17 protein-coding genes are annotated in these 19,252 nt (G+C 66.5%); 9 read left to right on the top strand and 8 right to left on the bottom strand.

Annotation, left to right across the window (positions count from 1 at the left end; genetic code table 11):
* Positions 1–61 precede the first annotated feature (61 nt).
* On the bottom strand, positions 62–1,798 hold the full coding sequence (locus IEX24_RS12950; RefSeq protein WP_188678934.1) for an L-aspartate oxidase: 1,737 nt from the start codon (positions 1,796–1,798) through the stop codon (positions 62–64).
* Between the two features lie 76 nt (positions 1,799–1,874).
* On the opposite strand from IEX24_RS12950, the gene IEX24_RS12945 reads away from it, so the two are divergent.
* Entirely contained in the window at positions 1,875–2,819 is a 945-nt protein-coding gene (locus tag IEX24_RS12945; protein WP_188678929.1) for a LysR family transcriptional regulator, read from the top strand.
* Positions 2,820–2,875: 56 nt separating this feature from the next.
* On the opposite strand, the gene pgi is transcribed toward IEX24_RS12945, so the two are convergent.
* A complete protein-coding gene (pgi, locus tag IEX24_RS12940; protein WP_229715285.1) occupies positions 2,876–4,606 on the bottom strand; it encodes a glucose-6-phosphate isomerase in 1,731 nt (576 codons plus the stop codon).
* A gap of 256 nt (positions 4,607–4,862) precedes the next feature.
* On the opposite strand from pgi, the gene IEX24_RS12935 reads away from it, so the two are divergent.
* Positions 4,863–5,690 carry a TMEM175 family protein gene (locus tag IEX24_RS12935; protein WP_188678925.1) on the top strand — a complete coding sequence of 276 codons (828 nt, stop codon included), beginning with the start codon at positions 4,863–4,865 and terminating at the stop codon, positions 5,688–5,690.
* 12 nt (positions 5,691–5,702) lie between these two features.
* Here the strand turns inward: IEX24_RS12935 and IEX24_RS12930 are convergent, their stop codons facing one another.
* The gene (locus IEX24_RS12930) at positions 5,703–7,337 is read right to left on the bottom strand and encodes an MFS transporter (protein ID WP_188678923.1); all 1,635 of its coding nucleotides are present in this window, start codon (positions 7,335–7,337) and stop codon (positions 5,703–5,705) included.
* Between the two features lie 70 nt (positions 7,338–7,407).
* On the opposite strand from IEX24_RS12930, the gene IEX24_RS12925 reads away from it, so the two are divergent.
* The 5 genes from IEX24_RS12925 to IEX24_RS12905 all read left to right on the top strand — a co-directional run bounded on the left by IEX24_RS12925 (position 7,408) and on the right by IEX24_RS12905 (position 11,611).
* Positions 7,408–8,019, top strand: coding sequence for a TetR/AcrR family transcriptional regulator (locus IEX24_RS12925; RefSeq protein WP_188678921.1), 612 nt, complete (start codon positions 7,408–7,410; stop codon positions 8,017–8,019).
* Between the two features lie 93 nt (positions 8,020–8,112).
* Positions 8,113–8,667: a toxin-antitoxin system HicB family antitoxin gene (locus tag IEX24_RS12920; RefSeq protein WP_188678919.1), complete on the top strand. Its 555-nt coding sequence runs from the start codon at positions 8,113–8,115 to the stop codon at positions 8,665–8,667.
* A 242-nt stretch (positions 8,668–8,909) separates the two neighbouring features.
* Positions 8,910–9,764: a DUF4097 family beta strand repeat-containing protein gene (locus tag IEX24_RS12915; RefSeq protein ID WP_188678917.1), complete on the top strand. Its 855-nt coding sequence runs from the start codon at positions 8,910–8,912 to the stop codon at positions 9,762–9,764.
* Between the two features lie 66 nt (positions 9,765–9,830).
* Positions 9,831–10,799: an ATP-binding cassette domain-containing protein gene (locus tag IEX24_RS12910; protein ID WP_203586007.1), complete on the top strand. Its 969-nt coding sequence runs from the start codon at positions 9,831–9,833 to the stop codon at positions 10,797–10,799.
* Complete coding sequence (locus IEX24_RS12905; RefSeq protein WP_188678915.1) at positions 10,796–11,611, top strand: ABC transporter permease; 816 nt, start codon at positions 10,796–10,798, stop codon at positions 11,609–11,611. Before IEX24_RS12910 ends, IEX24_RS12905 begins: the two co-directional genes overlap by 4 nt.
* A gap of 42 nt (positions 11,612–11,653) precedes the next feature.
* Here the strand turns inward: IEX24_RS12905 and acs are convergent, their stop codons facing one another.
* On the bottom strand, positions 11,654–13,642 hold the full coding sequence (acs, locus tag IEX24_RS12900; protein ID WP_188678913.1) for an acetate--CoA ligase: 1,989 nt from the start codon (positions 13,640–13,642) through the stop codon (positions 11,654–11,656).
* 82 nt (positions 13,643–13,724) lie between these two features.
* On the opposite strand from acs, the gene IEX24_RS12895 reads away from it, so the two are divergent.
* Both IEX24_RS12895 and IEX24_RS12890 read left to right on the top strand, forming a co-directional pair.
* On the top strand, positions 13,725–14,453 hold the full coding sequence (locus IEX24_RS12895; RefSeq protein ID WP_188678911.1) for a TetR family transcriptional regulator: 729 nt from the start codon (positions 13,725–13,727) through the stop codon (positions 14,451–14,453).
* Between the two features lie 152 nt (positions 14,454–14,605).
* Complete coding sequence (locus tag IEX24_RS12890) at positions 14,606–14,809, top strand: hypothetical protein (RefSeq protein ID WP_188678909.1); 204 nt, start codon at positions 14,606–14,608, stop codon at positions 14,807–14,809.
* An 84-nt stretch (positions 14,810–14,893) separates the two neighbouring features.
* On the opposite strand, the gene IEX24_RS12885 is transcribed toward IEX24_RS12890, so the two are convergent.
* The 4 genes from IEX24_RS12885 to IEX24_RS12870 form a co-directional block, all read right to left on the bottom strand.
* A complete protein-coding gene (locus tag IEX24_RS12885) occupies positions 14,894–15,568 on the bottom strand; it encodes a hypothetical protein (RefSeq protein ID WP_188674444.1) in 675 nt (224 codons plus the stop codon).
* Between the two features lie 121 nt (positions 15,569–15,689).
* Positions 15,690–17,132: an HNH endonuclease signature motif containing protein gene (locus IEX24_RS12880; RefSeq protein WP_188678907.1), complete on the bottom strand. Its 1,443-nt coding sequence runs from the start codon at positions 17,130–17,132 to the stop codon at positions 15,690–15,692.
* 112 nt (positions 17,133–17,244) lie between these two features.
* Positions 17,245–18,399: a sensor histidine kinase gene (locus IEX24_RS12875; RefSeq protein WP_188678905.1), complete on the bottom strand. Its 1,155-nt coding sequence runs from the start codon at positions 18,397–18,399 to the stop codon at positions 17,245–17,247.
* Positions 18,386–19,156 carry a response regulator transcription factor gene (locus IEX24_RS12870; protein WP_229715284.1) on the bottom strand — a complete coding sequence of 257 codons (771 nt, stop codon included), beginning with the start codon at positions 19,154–19,156 and terminating at the stop codon, positions 18,386–18,388. Before IEX24_RS12870 ends, IEX24_RS12875 begins: the two co-directional genes overlap by 14 nt.
* Positions 19,157–19,252: the final 96 nt, after the last annotated feature.

The raw sequence follows: 19,252 nt of genomic DNA, 5'->3' as shown, positions 1-19,252 counted from the left end.
CCTTCGTTTTGGGTGCTTCTGCGTCGAACGGATGAGGCGGGAGACCGCCAGATCGAAGCCGCTACTCCACGAGCTTGCCCGCGACCGAGACCTCCTCGCGCATGAGGGCGGCGATCTCGTCGGGAATGGCGGGAATCGACTCGCGCACGATTCCGGTGTTCGGCGACCAGACCAGGTTGACCTGCAGCTCGGGGTCGAGGGCCGGGTAGTCACTGCGGTTGTGGCATCCACGGGTCTCGCGCCGTTCGAGCGCCGCCTCGAGAGTGGCGCGTGCCGCGAGGGCGGCCGACTTGAGGTCGAAGGCGTGCGCGAGGTCTTGGTAACCGGCGATGTCGGGGTGCACGCCCACCTCGGGCATGCGCGCCTCGATGGCGTCGAGTTCGGCGAGCCCGGCAAGCAACCCTTCTTCGCTGCGCACCACGCCGGCACGCTCGGTCATGGTGTTGCGAATGGCGCGCTGCAGTGCTCGAACGTTCTCCGGCCCGTCGGAGGCGAGAAGCCCGGCGATCTCTGACCGAGCGACCTCGACCGCCGCTGCCGAGCGGGTCTGTGCCGGCAGCGCGGCCGAATAGGCCGCCGCGGCCTGACCCACGATGCGCCCGAACACGAGCAGCTCGATGAGCGAGTTGCCGCCGAGCCGGTTCGCGCCGTGCAGGCCCGAGGAGGCCTCGCCGATGGCGTAGAGCCCGGGAACGTCGGTGGAGTGGTCTTCGGGCCGAACCCACACCCCGCCCATGGAGTAGTGCGCGGTCGGCGCGATCTCGATGGGGTCGATGGTGATGTCGAGCATCTGCAACTCGAGCATGGTCTGGTAGACCCGCGGCAGGCGGGTCATTATGGTCTCGCGGGGCAGGTGCGACACGTCGAGCCAGACGCCGCCGTTGGGCGTGCCGCGGCCCTCTTTGATCTCGGTGTAGCAGGCCAGCGCAACGCGGTCGCGCGTCGAGAGTTCGAGGCGCTCGGGGTCGTAGTTCTGCATGAAGCGCTCGCCGAGTCCGTTGCGCAAGATGCCGCCCTCGCCGCGCGCCGCCTCGGAGATGAGGGTGCCGGCCGCGCTTTCGGGCTCGATGATGCCTGACGGGTGAAACTGCACCAGCTCGGGGTCGCGCAGGCGGCCCCCCGCTTCGACGGCGAGCCGGAACGAGTCGCCGGTGTTCTCATCGCGCCGCGACGAGGTGCGGCGCCAGATGCGGTTGTGACCGCCCGCGGCCAGAATGACGGCATCGGCGTGAATGAGGTAGCGCGTGCCGTCTTCGAGATCGAAGCCGTATGCGCCGAAAACCGCGCCGTCTTCGTTGACCAAGATGCGCGTGACGTAGACGGTATCGAGAATCGGCACCTTCAGCTGCGCGGCCCGGTTGATCAGCGTGCGCTGAATCTCAAGGCCCGTGTAGTCGCCTGCGAAGGCGGTGCGCCGGTAGGTGTGCGCGCCGAAGAAGCGCTGCGAGATACGACCGTCGTCTTCGCGCGCGAACGGCATTCCGTAGCGTTCGAGGTCGTGGATGCCGCGGGCTGCACCCGAGGTGACTATTTCGACGGTGTGCGGGTTGGCGAGAAGGTAGCTTTCTTTCAGCGTGTCGGCGGCATGCTGTTGCCAGCTGTCGTCGGGGTCCATCGTCGAGAGGGCTGCGTTGATGCCGCCGGCGGCGAGGGAGGTGTGGGCGTCAGACTTGGGGCGCTTGCCGAGCGCCAGCACGTCGACGCCCGCTTCGGCGAGTTCGATGGCTGCGCGAAGGCCTGAGCCGCCGGTGCCGATGACCAGAACAGTGGTGGAGATTTGTCGTTCAGATGTACTCATGGCTCCACGCTAAGCAGATGCCGTGAATTACTCCAATGCATATAAATCGTCGTCATGATGCGATTACGCTATCGACATGAACCTGGAGCAGCTACGCAGTTTCGTCGAGGTGGCCGAGCTCGGCAACTTCACCCGCGCGGCCGAGCACCTGCACCTTGCGCAGCCCTCACTCAGCCGGCAGATCTCCTCGCTCGAGAGCGATCTCGGCACTGACCTCTTTCAGCGAGCTCGCGGCGGCAGCACGCTCACGACTGCGGGGGAGTCACTGTTGCCGCTCGCTCGCCGCATGCTGACCGATGCCGATTCGGTGCGGCGCGAACTGGCCGAACTCGCCGGGTTGCAGCGCGGGCGGGTACGCCTGGGGGCCACGCCGACGCTGTGCATCAGCCTCGTTGCGGAGGTGCTCAGCGCGTTTCACGCGGAGCATCCGGCCATCGAACTGCACCTCTCTGAGCAGGGATCGAGGCGGCTGCTCGACCAGTTGGCCGGCGGAGAACTCGACCTCGCGCTGATTACTACGTCTGATTCGGCGTCGGCCGAGCGGTTCACGGTGACCCCGTTGCTCGTTGAGGAGCTCGTGGTGATTTCGGCTGCCAGCGGGCCCGCGATCACTACTGGCGACAGCATCACGCTGGCCGAGCTGGCGCGCCTGCCGCAGATCGTGTTCAGCCAGACCTACGATCTGCGCAGCACCACCGACGCTGCATTTCACGCGGCGAACCTCACGCCCGAAGTGGTGCTCGAGGGGGCCGAGATGGATGCCGTGCTGCGCTTCGTCGAACGAGGGCTCGGTGTGGCAATCGTTCCCGCCATGGTGCTGATCGATCGCCCAGGGCTTCGGTCGGTGCGCCTTGAAGGGCCCACGATCAGCCGAACTATCAGCCTCGCGCGGCCTGCGGGGCTCGCGCCCACGAGCGCGGTCGCGGTTTTGCAGCGCACCATCAGGGGCACTGCGGCGGCGTTTGCTGCCGATCACCTCACCATGTCGGTGCCGCAGGGCGGGCATCCGGCAGCCGCCTGAATGACGCGGTGCGCCCGCCGGGCATCCACCAGCGGGCATCCGGCAGCAAACCCCGCTTAGCGCTGGCGCAGCTCGAGGTACTTCACGATGAGCGCCTTCGTCGACGCGTCTTGCGCCTCGAGCGCCTTCTCGTCGCCCTCGACCGCCGGAGCCACCTGCAGGGCGAGCTGCTTGCCCAGTTCGACGCCCCACTGGTCGAACGAGTCGATGCCCCAGATGGTTCCCTCGGTGAACACGATGTGCTCGTAGAGCGCAATGAGCTGCCCCACGACGCTCGGCGTGAGCGCGGGCGCGAGAATCGACGTGGTGGGCCGGTTTCCGCTGAACACGCGGGCGGGAACGACGGCCTCTGCAGTGCCCTCGGCGCGCACCTCGTCGGCCGTCTTTCCGAATGCGAGCGCCTTCGTCTGCGCGAAGAAGTTCGCCAAGTACAGCGCCTGCACGTCTTGACCCGGTTCGACGGCGTGGCCGTCTCCCGTTTCGTCTTTCAGTGGATGCGCGGGGTTCGCCACCGCGATGAAATCGGCCGGAATCAGCCGAGTGCCCTGGTGGATGAGCTGGTAGAACGCGTGCTGGCCGTTCGTGCCCGGCTCACCCCAGAAGATCTCGCCGGTGTCGCTCGTGACGGGCGAGCCATCCCACCGCACGCTCTTGCCGTTCGACTCCATGGTGAGCTGCTGCAGATACGCGGGAAAACGGTGCAGGTACTGGGCGTACGGCAGCACGGCGTGGCTCTGCGCCTTCAGAAAGTTGGTGTACCAGACGTTCAGCAGCCCCATCAGCACGGGCACGTTCTGCTCGAGCGGAGTGGTGCGCATGTGCTCGTCGATGGCATGAAAGCCGGCCAAGAAGCCCTGCCAGTTCTCGGGCCCGATGGCGATGACGACCGACGTGCCGATGGCCGAGTCGACGGAGTAGCGGCCGCCTACCCAATCCCAGAAGCCGAAGGCGTTCTCGGGGTCGATGCCGAAGGCCGCAACCTTGTCGAGCGCCGTCGAAACCGCCACGAAGTGCTTCGCCACGGCATTCGTGCGGTCTGCGTCGGAGTCGGTGATCGCGCCGGCCGAGCCGAGTCGCTGCCAGAGCCACTGCCGCGCCAGCCGCGCATTCGTCAGCGTTTCGAGGGTGCCGAAGGTCTTCGACGCGACGATGAACAGCGTGGTCTCGGGGTCGAGGTCTTTCGTCTTCTCGAACACGTCACTCGGGTCGATGTTCGACACGAACCGGCACTCGAGGCCGGCCTGAACGTAGGGCTTCAGCGCCTCGTAGACCATGACGGGGCCGAGGTCTGAGCCGCCGATTCCGATGTTGACGACCGTCGCAATGCGCTTGCCGGTGACGCCCGTCCACTCGCCCGAGCGCACCTTCTCAGCGAACGCGTACACCTTGTCGAGCGTGGCGTGCACGTCGCCGTCGACATCTTGCCCGTCGACCACAAACCCCTTCGCCGGCACCAGCCCTGCGCCGTCTTTCGGCCGCCGCAGCGCCGTGTGAAGCACCGCGCGGTCTTCGGTGACGTTGATGTGCTCGCCGGCAATCATGGCCTGGTAACGCGCGGCCACACCGGCATCCTGAGCCAGCTCGAGCAGCAGCGCCAGAACCTCGTCGGTCAGCAGCGACTTCGAGAGGTCGACGGTCAGGTCGGCAGCCTGAAAGGTGAGGCGCTCAGCCCTCGACGCGTCGTCGGCGAACCAGCCGCGCAGGTCGGGCGTGAAGCCCTCTGCGATGCCGGCGAGCTTCTTCCAGGCGTCTGTCGAAGTGGAGTCGAGCGGGGCAGATTCGGTCACAGTGCACTCCTGAAAGCCAGAACAATGGATGCCCGTGAACCCGCGTCGCCGCGGCAGGGGCCGCATCAACACTATTCCTAAACGCCCTCAGAAGTGGCTCCTGCTGCGACCTCCTCCATTTGACGCAGAAGCACGCTAAACGGCGCGAAGAGGTGCTTCTTCGTCGAACCGGTGCGGTCGCCAGGCTTCGGTCGGCGCAGAGTGGATGCTCGTGCTGAGAGAATCGTGGAGGGTGTCGACGAAGGCGGGTGAACCTATGGCTCAGCGTGGCAGTGCTCGACGGTTCGTTGCAGGTCTCGGAGTGGTGCGCCCGGGCAGCCGAGGTAAGCGCGATGCGCAGAGCGATGCGCAGAGCGGTGGAGTAGCGGGCGGCGGCGTGGCGGGCGGCGGCGTGGTGGGCGGCAGCGTGGCGGGCGACGACACGAGCGGCACCGCATTCGAGCATCCACTCGCTGAGAAAGACGCCGAGCGCGACCTCGGCCGGCTCGTCACCTTCTCTGATGCGGTGGTGGCCATTGCGATCACGCTCATCGTGCTGCCGTTGGTCGAGTCGGCGCGCGAGCACGGGTCGCAGCCTGCGATCGAGTATCTGCGGTCAGACACGCTCAACATTCTGGCGGCGGCGCTCAGCTTCGTCGTGATCGCAACGTTCTGGAAGCAGCATCACCGGCTCTACAAGCACGTGGAGCGCTCGGCTCCGGGGCTGGTCAACTCGAATCTGCTGTGGTTGGCGGGCATCATCTTTCTGCCGGTGCCGTCTGTTCTGATTCTCGGGTTTCCGGGTGCCGATTCGTTAGCCTCGTCGATGTACATCATCACGATCGTGGTTTCGCAGGTCGGGGTGCGTATTCAGGAGCTACAGCTCGTGCGCGCGAACTCTTTCGAGCCGGGTTACGCGCCGGTCACTCGGTACCTCTGGGCGCACTGGATCACCGTTGCGCTCACCGTGGCGGCGCTGTTCTTGAGCATCGCGGTACCGAATCTCGGCCCGGTGGCTCTCGTGGTGCTGCTGCTCTCGCGGCCGATCAATCGGCTGGTACGCCGGCATCAGACGAGTCTCGAACGCGAGCGCCGCGTTCTCTGAGGCTGAACGACGCTAAATCGCCTGCTGAGTCGCGCTGGTTGCGTCGGTGTCGGTGTCGGCGCTGGTGTCGGTAGCATCGGCGTCATCTGCGTCACCGGCCGCGTCGATCGCGGAGGAGGTCGCAGCGTTCGTGTCGGCGCTGACGGCGACGCGGCGCGAACGCACGATGCCGAAAGCGACGAGAGCGGCTGCTACCGCCGTGAGCGTCAGCCCGGCGATCGTGATCGCCAGCTGAAACTCGGCGCCCTGGGCGGCGGACCAGTTCGAGGATGCGATGTTGCCCGTGAAGATGGCCGCGAGAATGGTGCCGGTGGCGGCGATGCCGATTCCGGTGGCGAGTTCACTCGAGGTGTCGACGAGGGCCGCACCGATCGACGTGCGATTGGCGGGCAGACCGCGCAGAACGTTGTTGCCGGCCACGACGCCGACCACGCGCATCCCGAGCGCCACCAGCACCAGGGCGATCAGCACCCAGATGTACCCGAAACTGCTGAACAGGCCGAAGACGGCGAGGCCGAGCACAACCGCTGCGGCGCTGAGCCAGGCGGCCCGGTCGAGGCCCACTTTCTGCACAAACGGGCCCACGAACGTGCCGCTGGCGAGCAGAACGACGACTTGTGGCAGCATTCCGATGGCCGCAAGAGCGGGCGGCCAGCCCCAGGCGAACTGCAGCTGCAGCGTCACCATGTAGCTGAGCCCCGCCACGGCCAGGCCGGAGGCAGCCTTGTAGGCCAGGCCGCTCGATACCAGCGGCAGGGCGATGAGCTTGAGGTCGAGCAGCGGGTAGCGTGCAGTGCGCTCGCGCCACACGAAGGCGAGAGCAGCGACAACTGCTCCGCCGGCGGCAGCCCACGGAGCCCACGAGCCCGTGCCGTCGTTCACGAACAGCGTCGGTGACACCAGGGCCAGCACGATCGTCGCCGTACCGAGAATCGCGCCGGCAACGTCGATCGGGTCGTGGTGCAGGTCTGCGACCGCGTCTCGAGCGATGCCCGCCTTGATGCCCACGAACGCGAGCGCAGCGATCGGCACGTTGATGAGCAGCAGCACTTGCCAGGGGGCGATGGCGAGCACGAACCCGCCAGCCGTCGGGCCGATTGCAAGGCCCACCAGGCCCGCAGTGGAGATGAGAGTCATGGCTCGAACGCGCAGGTCGTCTCCGTCGAAGAGCCGAAACGCCAGCGCAATCGAACCCGGTGTGGTCATGGCGGCCGCGACGCCCATCACGGCGCGAACCACGATCAGCTGCTCGGTGGTGGTGACGAACGCGGTGGCGAAGCTCGCCACGCCGAGCAGCACGAGGCCGATGAGCATGATGCGGCGGCGACCGAACCGGTCTGAGATGGCGCCGAACAGCAGCATCGAGCCGCCGAACACCACCGAATACGCGCCGGTTACCCACTGCAGCCCGGTGGTCGATGAACCCAGCTCGCGCCCGATGGTCGGCAGCGCCACATTCAGAATCGAGTTGTCGAGCATCTCGAAGAGAAACACGGCAGAGAGCCCGGCGAGGGCGATCCAGGCCTCACGGAGGGTAGCGGGCGCGTGCGGCGCGCGGCGGCGCGGGTGCGCTGGTGCGCCGGGCGTGGATGCGCTGGGGGTGGATGCGCCGGGGGTGGATGCGCCGGCAGTGCGTGGTGCGGTCATACGTCTACCTTATGTCACTATCTTTAGTCACACAAGTACTAGATTGGGTGAGACAAGAAAGTGAGGCCGCATGGCCAGAACCGACGCGCGCAGCGGCCCGCAGACCCGGGCGCGAATCTCGCAGATCGCCACCCGCCTGTTTCTCGAGCGCGGCTTCGACTCGGTCACCGTGGCCGACGTCGCACAGGCCGCGGGCGTCTCGAGTGTGACCGTCTTCAACCACTTTCCGCGCAAAGAAGACTTGCTGCTCGACCGTGCCGTCGACGCCGTCGACCTGCTTCGGTCGACCATTCGAGAGCGAGAGGCGGGGGTGGATGCCCTTGCCGCACTGCATGCCGAGGCCCTTCGTCTCGCTGCAGAACGCCACGCCCTCGCTGCCATCGGCGCCGAAACGATTCCGTTCTTTCGCACCGTAGCCGCCTCGCCAGCGCTCGTCGCTCGCGCTCGCGAGATTGCGGCTGAACTGCAGCGCATCCTCACCGACGAGCTGGAGCGCGACCCGAACTTCACCGGCGACGCGACCCTATTAGCGGCCTTCTTCATCGCGGGCTACTCCACCGTGATGGTGCAGAACGCCCGCCGCCTCATCGCGGGCGAGGAGCCTGGCGCGGTGGCCGGCGATCACAATGCGCGGCTCGAGAACCTCTTCGCGGCTCTCCGTTCGGGCCTGCCCTCGGCGTAGCGCAGCCATGGGCGCCGTCGTGTTGCAGCGCACCTGAAGCACGTGGTGTCACAGACACTTGACGTGGTGTCTGTGTGGTGTCATAGTGGTGTCATGAACCTGGATGGATACGTCGCCGAACTTCGAACGCAACTCGCCTCAGCCTCAGCCAGCGGCGGCGACGAGACTCGGGCGCTCGCCGAGCAGCTGAGCTTTTCGCTCGACGCCGCTACTCGGCTGGTGCTGCTCGAGGCGCTCAGTGAGGCGGCGGGCGAGATCACGCGAGACCTCGCCCCGGGTTCGGTTGAGCTGCGATTGCGGGGCCGTGACCCTGAATTCGCGGTATCGGTGCCGAGCGCGCCGTCGTTCGTCGAGCACTCGGCCGAGAGCGAGCGGCTCGCGGTCGTCGACTCCGTTTGCGGTTCTGAGCCGGCCGTGGCCAAAGCATCCACTGAGCTGGAGGCGAAAGACGACGCATCGACCTCCCGCACCACCCTTCGCCTACCCGACCAGTTGAAGGCCCGGGTCGAGAAGGCGGCGGCGCAAGACGGCCTTTCGCTCAACACCTGGCTGGTGCGGGCGATCGGCGATGCGCTGGAACCGAAGGCGCGCCGTGGCGCCGGCCGCGAGAGTCGCAGCTCGAACGCCTTCACCGGCTGGGCCCGCTAACCGGCAGCGCCTCTGCCCTAGCGCCCGGCACCGCCTCTGGCCCAGCGCACGGCACCGCGCGCCGCCGCCGCCCGCCAAAGGCCGGCACCGCCCGCCAGGCCCACCCGAATTGAACACCGCAGACCACCGCAGACTCCCGCAGACCACGTGGGAGCGACCAAACGCGCCCACATTCACACGACTGCGTGTGAACCCGAGATCGAGCACACACCGAAAAACCGACCGCAGAAAGAACTCACATCATGCCTACCTACCCCACCCCGCGCCCCATCGACCTCGACATCACCGTCACCGTCGGCGACGTCGAGATCACCGCCTCCGACACCCCTGAAACCGTGGTCGACGTCGTGCCGAGCCGCCCCAGCCGCCCCGGCGACGTGTCGCTGGCCAAAGAAGCGACCGTGCGATTCGACGGCGGCCGGCTGACGGTCGTCGTTCCGAAGCGGCTCAACCTGTTCGGCCCCGGCGACTCCGTCGACGTGCGCATCGAGGCTCCAGCCGGCTCGACGGCCACCATCGTGTCGGCGTACGGCGGCGTTCGCGTTCGCGGTGCGCTCGGCGACAGCGACATCACCGCCTCCTACGGCCGAGTGCAGCTCGAGCGCACCGGATCGTTGAGGCTCAAGGCCCCCTATGGCGAGGTCGAGGTGGCCGACGTCGCCGGAGACCTCGACCTGACCGCCGGCCACGCCCGGCTGCACATCGCCCGAGTTGACGGCACCGCGAACATCCGGGGCTCACACGGAGACATCGAGCTGGGCTCGGTGACGGGCGATGTCGACGTTCGCACGTCGGCGGCCATCTCCATCGACCGAGCCGCTGCCAGCGTAGCGATTCGCACCGCTCACGGCGCGATTCGCGTCAAAGAGGTGACAGGCGGCACCGTACGGCTCGAGAACGGATACGCGGGTATCGAGGTCGGGGTTCCCGAGGGCACGGCCGCCTGGATCGACGCGGCCTCGCGCCAGGGCGTCGTGCGCAACGAACTCACCGCCGAGAGCGGGCCCGAGGGCGCCGACCGCACCGTAGAGCTGCGGCTTCGCGCGAACTACGGCGACATTCTCATCCACCGCGCCCAGCCGGCCCGCGCGAACTGACGCGCGGCAGCAGTCGAGCGCGAACGAGACAAGAAACGACACAAAGAACGACACGAGGAGAGCATCATGACCAGCGCCATCTCGGCCCGTGGGCTTCGCAAAAGCTTCGGCAGCCAGACCGTACTCGACGCAATCGACTTCGACGTCGACGAAGGCAGCGTTTTCGCCCTGCTCGGCCCCAACGGCGCCGGCAAAACGACTGCCGTGCACATTCTCTCGACCCTCATGCCGGCCGATGCAGGCACCGCCATCATCGGCGGTCACAACGTGGCGACCGAGGCCGGCGCGGTGCGCGCCATCATCGGCCTGACCGGCCAATTCGCTGCCGTCGACGGGCTGCTCACCGGCGAAGAGAACCTTCTCCTTATGGCCAGGCTCAGGCACCTGGGCTCAGCTGCCGGCCGCCGGCGAGTGGATGCCCTGCTCGACCAATTCGACCTCACCGCCTCTGCGCGCAAGCCTCTCGCCACGTACTCCGGCGGCATGCGCCGCCGTCTCGATCTCGCCATGACGCTCGTCGGCGACCCCCGGGTGATCTTTCTCGACGAACCCACGACGGGGCTCGATCCGCGGTCGCGGCAGACCATGTGGAACATCGTGCGTGAACTCGTGGGCCGAGGAGTCACCATCTTTCTCACCACCCAGTACCTCGACGAGGCCGACGAACTCGCGTCGAACATCGCGGTGCTCGATGGGGGCCGGGTCGTGGCATCCGGTAGCCCCGACGAATTGAAGCGGCGCATTCCGGGCGGCCACGTACTGCTCACGTTCGCGTCGGCCGATGCGCAGGCCGCAGCCTCGACGCTGCTGAACGTGCCGGCCGACAGCGACGTCGCCAACGCCGCCCTCTCGTTGCGCGTACCCATCGCCTCAGACGAGGTCGGCACGGTTCGCGAGGTGCTCGCCCGTCTCGATGGCTCGGCCATCGCCCTCGAGGGCCTCTCGATTCACACTCCAGACCTCGACGACGTCTTCTTCGCGCTCACCGGAAATTCCGCAACCGCGCACCCCGCAACCACGGAGGCAGCATCATGACCACCCTCACCACGACCGTCGCCGACTCCACCACCATGCTGCGCCGCAACCTGCTGCACATGGTGCGTTACCCCGGTCTGACCGGGTTCGTCGTGGGCATTCCAGTGATTCTGTTACTGCTGTTCGTCTACGTGTTCGGCGGCACCCTCGGCGCTGGCCTTCCCGCAAGCGAGGTCGGCGCGGCGGGCAGCACCGGCAATGCGGTGCACGATTATCTCGCTTATGTCTTTCCGGGCATCCTGTTCATCGGCATCGCAGGTATCGCCAGTGGTGCGTCGATAGGGGTCGCCATAGACATGACCGAGGGCATCGTGGCCCGTTTTCGCTCGATGGCCATCTCACGCACGGCCGTGCTCACCGGCCACGTGCTCGGCAACGCGATTCAGGGTGTGCTCGTGTCGGTGATTCTCGTTGGCGTCGCACTGGTCATGGGCTTGCGGCCCACCGCGAGCCCGCTCGCCTGGATCGGCATCGCGGCCATCGTCGCGCTCGTCAGCCTGGCCGTCTCGTGGCTCGGCGTGGCCCTGGGAGTCTCAGCGAAATCGGTGGAGGTCTCGAGTAACACCCCCATGGTGCTCGTGCTGCTGGTCTTCTTCGGCAGCGGATTCGTTCCCACAAGCACACTACCCGGCTGGCTGCAGGGGTTCGCCGAGTACCAGCCGTTCACCACCTTCATCGAAACGGTTCGCGCGCTGCTCTTCGGCGCCGACCCCGGCCCGAACCTCTGGCTCGCCCTCGGCTGGGCCGTGCTGCTCGGCGCCGTCGGCTACGTCTGGGCCCGCGCCATGTACGTTCGCAAGTCGGTGCGCTGAGCGTCGCTGGCAGGCGACGAGCCCTAGCCCGAGCCCACAGCCCTACGAGTTCGACCGCAAACTCTCGGTGATCACGCGCATCGCGGTGGTGTCGGCCAGGGTCGCGGTATCGCCGATGGTGCGGTTCTCGGCAACATCGCGCAGCAGCCGTCGCATGATCTTGCCCGAGCGGGTTTTTGGCAGTTCGGGCACCACGAGAATGCGTTTCGGCCGGGCGATCGGCCCGATCTCTGCAGACACGTGTTTCATCAGAGCGGCCACGATCACGTCGTTGTCGTCGCTGAACGCTTCACTGTCGCCCCGCAAGATCACGAACGCAACGATGGCCTGACCGGTCGTCTCGTCGCTCGCGCCCACCACGGCGGCCTCGGCCACCGCGAGGTGCGAGACGAGCGCAGACTCCACCTCGATGGTCGAGATGCGGTGCCCGCTCACGTTCATCACGTCGTCGACTCGGCCGAGCAACCAGATGTCGCCGTCTTCGTCGTACCGCGCGCCGTCACCGGCGAAGTAGTAGCCCTGCTCCTTGAATCGATCCCAGTAGACCTCTTGCGCCCGGTCGGGGTCGCCCCAGATTCCGCGGGTCATCGACGGCCACGGCTGGTCGATCACGAGGTAGCCGCTCTCGCCGTATGCGACTTCGGCCCCGACCTCGTCGACGACCTTCACCGAGATGCCCGGCAGCGCTCGCTGCGCGGCCCCTGGCTTCGTGGCAGCCACTCCGGGCAGCGGGGCGATCATGATGGCGCCCGTCTCGGTCTGCCACCAGGTGTCGACGATGGGAATGCGCCCACCCCCGATGTTCTCGTGGTACCACAGCCACGCTTCGGGGTTGATGGGCTCGCCGACGCTGCCCAGCAGTCGCAGCGACGTGAGGTCGTACGCCTTCGGCAGGTGGTCGCCCCACTTCATGAACGTTCGAATCAGCGTGGGTGCAATGTAGTAGATCGACACCTTCAGCCGCTCGATGATCTCGAAGTGCCGCCCCTCGTGCGGAGTGTTCGGCGTTCCCTCGTACATCACCTGAGTGGTCCGGTTCGCGAGTGGACCGTACACGATGTACGTGTGCCCGGTAATCCACCCGACGTCTGCCGCACACCAGTACACGTCGGTGTCGGGTTTGACGTCGAACACCACTCGGTGCGTGTACGCCGCTTGAGTCAGGTAGCCGCCCGAGGTGTGCAGAATTCCCTTCGGCTTACCCGTGGTTCCCGAGGTGTACAAGATGAACAGTGGATGCTCGGAGTCGAAGCTCTCGGCCTCATGCTCACTCGACTGGCCGCCCACGAACTCGTGCCACCACAGATCGCGACCTTCGGTCATCTCCACCGGCTCGCCCACCCGGCGCACCACCAGCACGTGCTCAACCGTCTCGGCCTCGGCCAGCGCCTCGTCGACGTTCGACTTCATGGGCGCCGGGGCACCCCTGCGGTACTGGCCGTCGCTCGTGATGACCACCTTTGCGGCGGCGTCGTCGACGCGTGCTCGCAGTGCTGCGGGCGAGAAGCCCCCGAAAACGACACTGTGCACCACGCCGATGCGGGCGCAGGCGAGCATCGAAATGACAGCCTCGGGAATCATGGGCAACTGGATGACCACCCGATCGCCCGCGACCAGACCCAGTTCGAGCAGGGCATTCGCAGCCCGGCTCACCTCGTCTTTGAGCATCGCGTAGGTGATGTCACGGCTGTCTCCCGGCTCACCGATCCAGTGCAGAGCGACCTGAGACCCGAACCCAGCCTCCACGTGCCGGTCGACGCAGTTGTAGGCGACGTTCAAGCGCCCACCCACGAACCAGCGCGCCGTCGGCGCACCACTCCAGTCGAGCACGGTGTCGAAGGGGGTGGCCCAGGTCAGCTCGGCAGCTTGTTTCGCCCAGAAGCCCTCGCGATCATCCGTCGCCTCGGCGTACAGCGACTCATCGGCATTCGCCGTGACTCGAAACGCATCACTCGGCGCGTACGTGTGACTGCTCTGTAACACTTCTTCGGTCACGAAGATCTCCTCATTGAAATTCTGCGCGGGCGTCATCGACTCTTCCCAATCGCATCCAGTGCCAGTATCCTGTCACTCAGTGCCAACCGATGCAAGTAGCTCTGAGAAAGTGACGCCGATGTCTTCGACTCCGCGGGCCGCCAGCCCTGCTTCGGCATCGGTGGCGCCAAAGCAGGGCGAGGCCATGAACTCGGTGTTGCGCGCCCGAGCGCTCGAACTCATCGAAGCACGAGGGTTCGAGGCGACGACTGCCGAAGACATCTCGCAAGCCGCGGGCATCAGTCGGCGCACCTTCTTTCGGTACTTTCCCATTCGCGAAGACGTGCTGTTCTCCGACCATGCGGCATACCTGCTCGCGGTGGAGCAACGGCTCACGACCCGGCACGATGAACCCATTCTCGTGGCCGGTCACGCACTCGAAGCCGTCATCGACGGTTACCTGCTCGACGCCGACTTCGTGCGCCGCCGCAGTGCGGTTGTTCGCCCAGTGTCGGCGCTGCGCGACCGGGAGGTGCTCTGGTTTCGCGAATACCAGACGCTACTCGCGTCATATCTCTCTGCCGATGAACGCGGCACGCGCGGGGCAATCTTCGCCCAGATCGTTGCCGCGGCCCTCTTGGCTGCGCTCAACCAGGTGCTCGAGCGGTACCTCGAGACGCCCGACGGCGAAGACCCGAAAGCACTTTTTGCCGAGCTTCTCGACGACATAGCCGATTCGATGGCCGACACCGGATTACGGGGCCGAGGGCCTGGCCCCGAGCATCCGGAGCGCACTGGCGTCGTGGTGATCAACTCGACCCTCTCGGCCGACGAAATAGCCGACCTCATCGACAAGGCAGAACGCTAGCGGTTCACCGATGCCAACGGGCGACGCTCTCTCGCCGTGAGTTTGATGGTAGCTCCCGCCCAACTCTTGAATGGCGCGAGGCCGGGGTGTTAGCTGAAGCGAAGCCCTAGACCCCGGCAACGGAATGTTCATTGCTCGCCGGGAGGTAGCGAATGAGTGACGAGTCAGTCACCTGCATTGTCTTCGGGTGCGCGCGCGTCGCCGACGAGTTCATGACCTTCACTGTCTGCGAGCTGCATCTGGTGTATGCGGTCTGCTGCGAGCACGCGAACGACCGCCGCCAAGGGGCGTACTTCGCGGCTCCCGAGCACGCGAATCGCGGGTTCGTGGGTTTGCAGTCGATGTCGTCTAGTTGACCCCACCTTGCGACCGCAGCGAAATGGGCCTCACCGGTTGGTGGGGCCCGTTTCGGGTGCTGCTGCCGGATGCCCGACGGGGTGTTACTTGGTGTTGACGGTGATTTTGGCGATGCCGACTTCGAGCTTGTCGGTGACGGCGGTGGTGCCGTAGGTCTTGTTCAGCAGTGCGGCTGCGTCGGGTGAGACGTAGACCGTGGTGCCCTCGAGAATCGCGGTGTCGCCTGAGGTCTGCAGGGGCTTCAGGGTTGAGCCGTCGAGGTTGAACAGGTAGGCCTGCTTGGCGACTGAGGCGCCGTTGGCTGAGACGTCACCGTACAGCTTGGAGGTGCCGGGGTCGATGGTGAAGTTGGTGAGGTCGACTTCGATGCCGCCGCCGGTGAGGCTGAGGCCCGATCCGTCGTGCACGATGGAGCCCTGCACGTAGGGGCGGTACGACTGGCTCGGGTCGTAGTACTTCACGTTGCCGGAGGTGATGGGGAAGGCGAGTACGCCGGCGCTGGAGAGTGTGGCGGTGCCGAGCACTCCGGGGGTGAGGTTCAGGCTTTTCAGTGCGGCGAGAAATCCGGGGTCGACGGTGACCTCGGTGTCGACACCGGTGAGGTTCGGGATCGACGCGACCGGTGTCGGGGTCGACGAGGTCGATGCGGAGGGTGACGATGCCGATGACGTGGTCGATGAGGAGGAGCAGGCGGCAAGTGAGAACGCGAGCGCACCCGATGCAGCGATGGCCAGTGCGGCGGTAGTGAATTTACGCATGAGAGAAATCCTTTGGCTCTAGGTGACGCAGCTCTTGGTGTTACTGCTGTGATTGATGCTGCTGCGGTGATGCGTTCGCATCGTGTGTCTAGAGTTCGGCACCCCACCCCAAAGTGATTGGTTATTCGCTGAAGTACGGCGCGGGCCTGGCGAGGGGTGTGGGGTCGACGACGTATTCGAACCCGGCAGGCGAAGTCCAGACAATGCTGCTCGGTCGTCCGTCAGCACCGGGGTGCTGTTCGATCTTCCATTCGGTGTGGTGTTTGACTTTGTGGTGGCTCGAGCAGAGCGGTGCGAGATTGCCGAAGGCGGTGTGGCCGTCGTCTTCCCACGCCGTGGTGTGATCCAATTCGGCGCCGGAAGAGGGGGCACAGCTGAGCGGGAACGTACATTCGGCGTGGGTGAGCCTGATGAGTTCGTCGAGATCGGCGGGTGGCCGATACCGTTCGCGGCCATAGCTGAGGGCGACCCCGGTGACCGGATCTGTCAGCACCCGCAAAAAGCCGGGTGCACTGCGGGTCAGCTCGAGCGCCGTCAATCGGTCGATGGGCCCGTATCCCTCGAGATTCGCCGAACCGCCGGCGGAATGGCCGAAACCGCCGGTGTGTTTGGACCGGCCGGGGCCATCGGACTGGCCGGTGTGGTTGGATCGGCCGGTGTGGCTGGACTGGCCGCGATCTCCGGAGTGGCCCGGGTAGCCCTCGCTGCCGCCCCCGAGCAATGTCAGGGCGGGAACCGTGACGCGCACGTGCGGGCGAATGCCTCGAGTCGCGCCAGGAATCGAGGTCTCACCGTTCAGCATCAGATCGGTGAGCGCGTCAGCACGCAACTGGGTCAGAGTGCGCGGATCGCCCGCGTTCTTCAGTGAACGCGCCAGCTCGGTGGCTCGGGTGTAGATGGCCATGGCTTCGACCGCCGGCAGATAGTGGGTGAGATAGGCCATGCCGTCTGCCCCGGCTTCGAGGTCGATGCGGCGGTTCGCGGCCGCCGCGAGATGCCGTTGCACGGCCGTGCTGGGTTGAGCAACTTCGACCGCACCTCGTGCTTCGCGGTCGAGCCGTTGCACTGACACCCGTTCGGCGACAGGCACGATGCGTGCCTCGTAGTCGGCGATCAGCTCGGCCGGCAGCGGAAGGCCGCGTTGCACGATCTTCTCCGCGTGCCGGTATGAAATCGTGCCGGCATCGAGCGCTGCGTGGGTGGCGGCGAAAGCCCCGACAAGGCCTCTGCTTGTCTCGACGAGCCGCCGGGCATCCGCTTCGCAGAGGCGTAGGCCAACGGCCAGCTCGGTGACGAGTTCGCGGTCGGCCACGACGGTCGTCGACCATCGGGGGCCGCCGGTCGACCGGTCGGTGTGGCGAAGGGCGATGCCTGCCAGCCGAGCCCGCTCCACACGTTCGGCTTGCTCGGCCTGCGCCGCAGCGATTGCGCGGGCGCCCGCGAAAACGGCGTCTACCGCTTCGGCATAAACGTCACGCAACAGCGAAGGCGGCACGAAGTCGACGACGTCAGTCTCGCTGATCCATTCGTCGAAATCGTACTCGGTGAGTAATGCTCGGTTCATGATTACAGTAGATCATGACCCTCCGACATTGGCTCGGATGCCCGAAATCACGCGGAAGTGGCGGCATTGCGAGTACCCGCGCACGCAGAGCACCGCGGGCCCGCGCGCTACCTCAGGCCGCCGTCGGCAGCTGCAGGTCGAAGCGGCAGCCACCCGCCACGTTCTGCACGCTGACGACGCCGTTGTGAGCCTCGGCGATTCCGCGCACGATCGCCAGCCCGAGCCCTGCCCCGCCCGAAAACGCGGTGCCGTGGGCGGCCGCACCGGGCTGCGTCGGGGTTCGTGCGTGCTCACCGCGCCACCCCGGGTCGAACACGCGCGCCAGGTCGGCCTCGGGTATTCCGCCGCCGCTGTCGATCACCGAGACGGATGCCCGCCCGTCACGAAGCTCGGCCGACACCGTGATGGGCGAACCGGCCGGGGTGTGCTGCAAGGCGTTCACGAGCAGGTTGTTGATGGCGCGGGTGAGTTCACGGGCATCCGCTCGCACCACCACATCGGGCCGCAGCGTTGACGCGACCCGAATCTCGCGACCGGCCGTGAGGGCCTGAATGTCGGCGACCGCATCGCTCACAATGTCGTACAGCGACACGTCTTCGAGCGTGAGCTGAAGCGCACCCGAGTCGATTTTCGACAGCTCGAACAGATCGTCGACCATGCGCGAGAGCTGGTCGACCTGCGAACGCATCTGGCGGTAATAGCGTTGCGGGTCGTCGGCGAGGCCGTCTTCGAGCGACTCCGACATGGCGCGGATTCCCGCCAGCGGCGTGCGCAGGTCGTGCGAGATCCACGCCACGAGCTCTCGCCTGGCAGCCTCGGCCTGAGCCGTCTGAGCTTGCGCTTCAGCCAAGCGGATGCTCGCCGCCACGAGCTCGTCAGCGAGTGCCGCGAGCTCGGCCGAGTACACCGGGTGCTCTGCGGGGTCGATGCGCTCGCCGGCGCCGAGCCGCCTCGTGACGGCCGAGAGCGCCCGCGAATTGCGAACGATGAGCCAGCCCAGCAGCCCGGCCAAGGCGAGCGACACGATTCCCGCCACGAGTGCCACGCTGACGGCCACGGTGAGGTCGTGTTGCGAGAGGTACATGGCGTTCGCCACGGTGATCATGCTCGCCACGGCCGAAACGGTGGCGGCCAGAACCACCACGCCGAGCTGCACGAGCAGCGACGCGCGCCGCAGCAGCAACAGAACGGCGGCGGCCACCGCGCCCACGGCGAGCGTCGTGACCAGCGCGATCAGCGCAACATCGATGAGATCAGGCAGAGGCATGTGCACGCACCTCTCCTTCGAGACGGTAACCAACGCCCCAGACGGTCGACAGAATGACCGGATGTGCCGCGTCGATCTCGATCTTCTCGCGCAAGCGGCGCACGTGAACCGTCACGGTCGAGACGTCGCCGTGCGTCCAGCCCCATACCGCACGCAGCAGGTCGTCGCGGCTGAACACCTGGTTCGGGCGCTTCAGAAAGAACGCGAGCAGGTCGAACTCGCGCGCCGTCAGCATGAGTGTCTCGCCCCGATGTGTCGCCACGTGCGCCGACGGGTCGAGCGTGAATTCGCCGAAGGCAAGCGGCTTCTCGGCGTCGAATTCGGCGACAGATCGTCGCAGAATCGACTGCACCCGCAACACGAGCTCGCGTGGCGAGAACGGTTTGGCGAGGTAGTCGTCGGCACCCGCTTCGAGGCCGAGAATGCGGTCATCCTGCCCGCCTAGCGCAGTGAGCAGGATGATCGGCACAGCTGAGTGCGAACGAATACGGCGGCACACCTCCACCCCGTCGATGCCCGGCAGCATGCGGTCGAGCACGATGAGGTCGGGCGGTGTCAGCGCCACCTGTTTCAGGGCGGCGAACCCGTCGGCGGCCTGATCGACGATGAAGCCGGCGGCACTGAGGTAGCTGGCGGCCACTTCGGCGACCGTGGGGTCGTCTTCGACGACGAGCACGCGGCGGTCGGCGAGGCTTGACGCAGCGGCACCCGACGCTGTCGCGTCTTTCTCGGCCGGAGGCGGCGCTAATGTGCTCACCCAATCACAGTACGTGTCTCGTCGGGTGCCGAGGCATGCTGGCAGCGAACCGTTCGAATTCCGTAAGGTTTTCGCCGGGCGCGGCCGGTCACCCCC

Source organism: Subtercola lobariae (assembly GCF_014640255.1).
In the GTDB taxonomy this organism is placed as follows: domain Bacteria; phylum Actinomycetota; class Actinomycetes; order Actinomycetales; family Microbacteriaceae; genus Subtercola; species Subtercola lobariae.
Note: the sequence above shows the minus strand (reverse complement) of the source record. Positions and strands in the feature narration are given on the sequence as shown.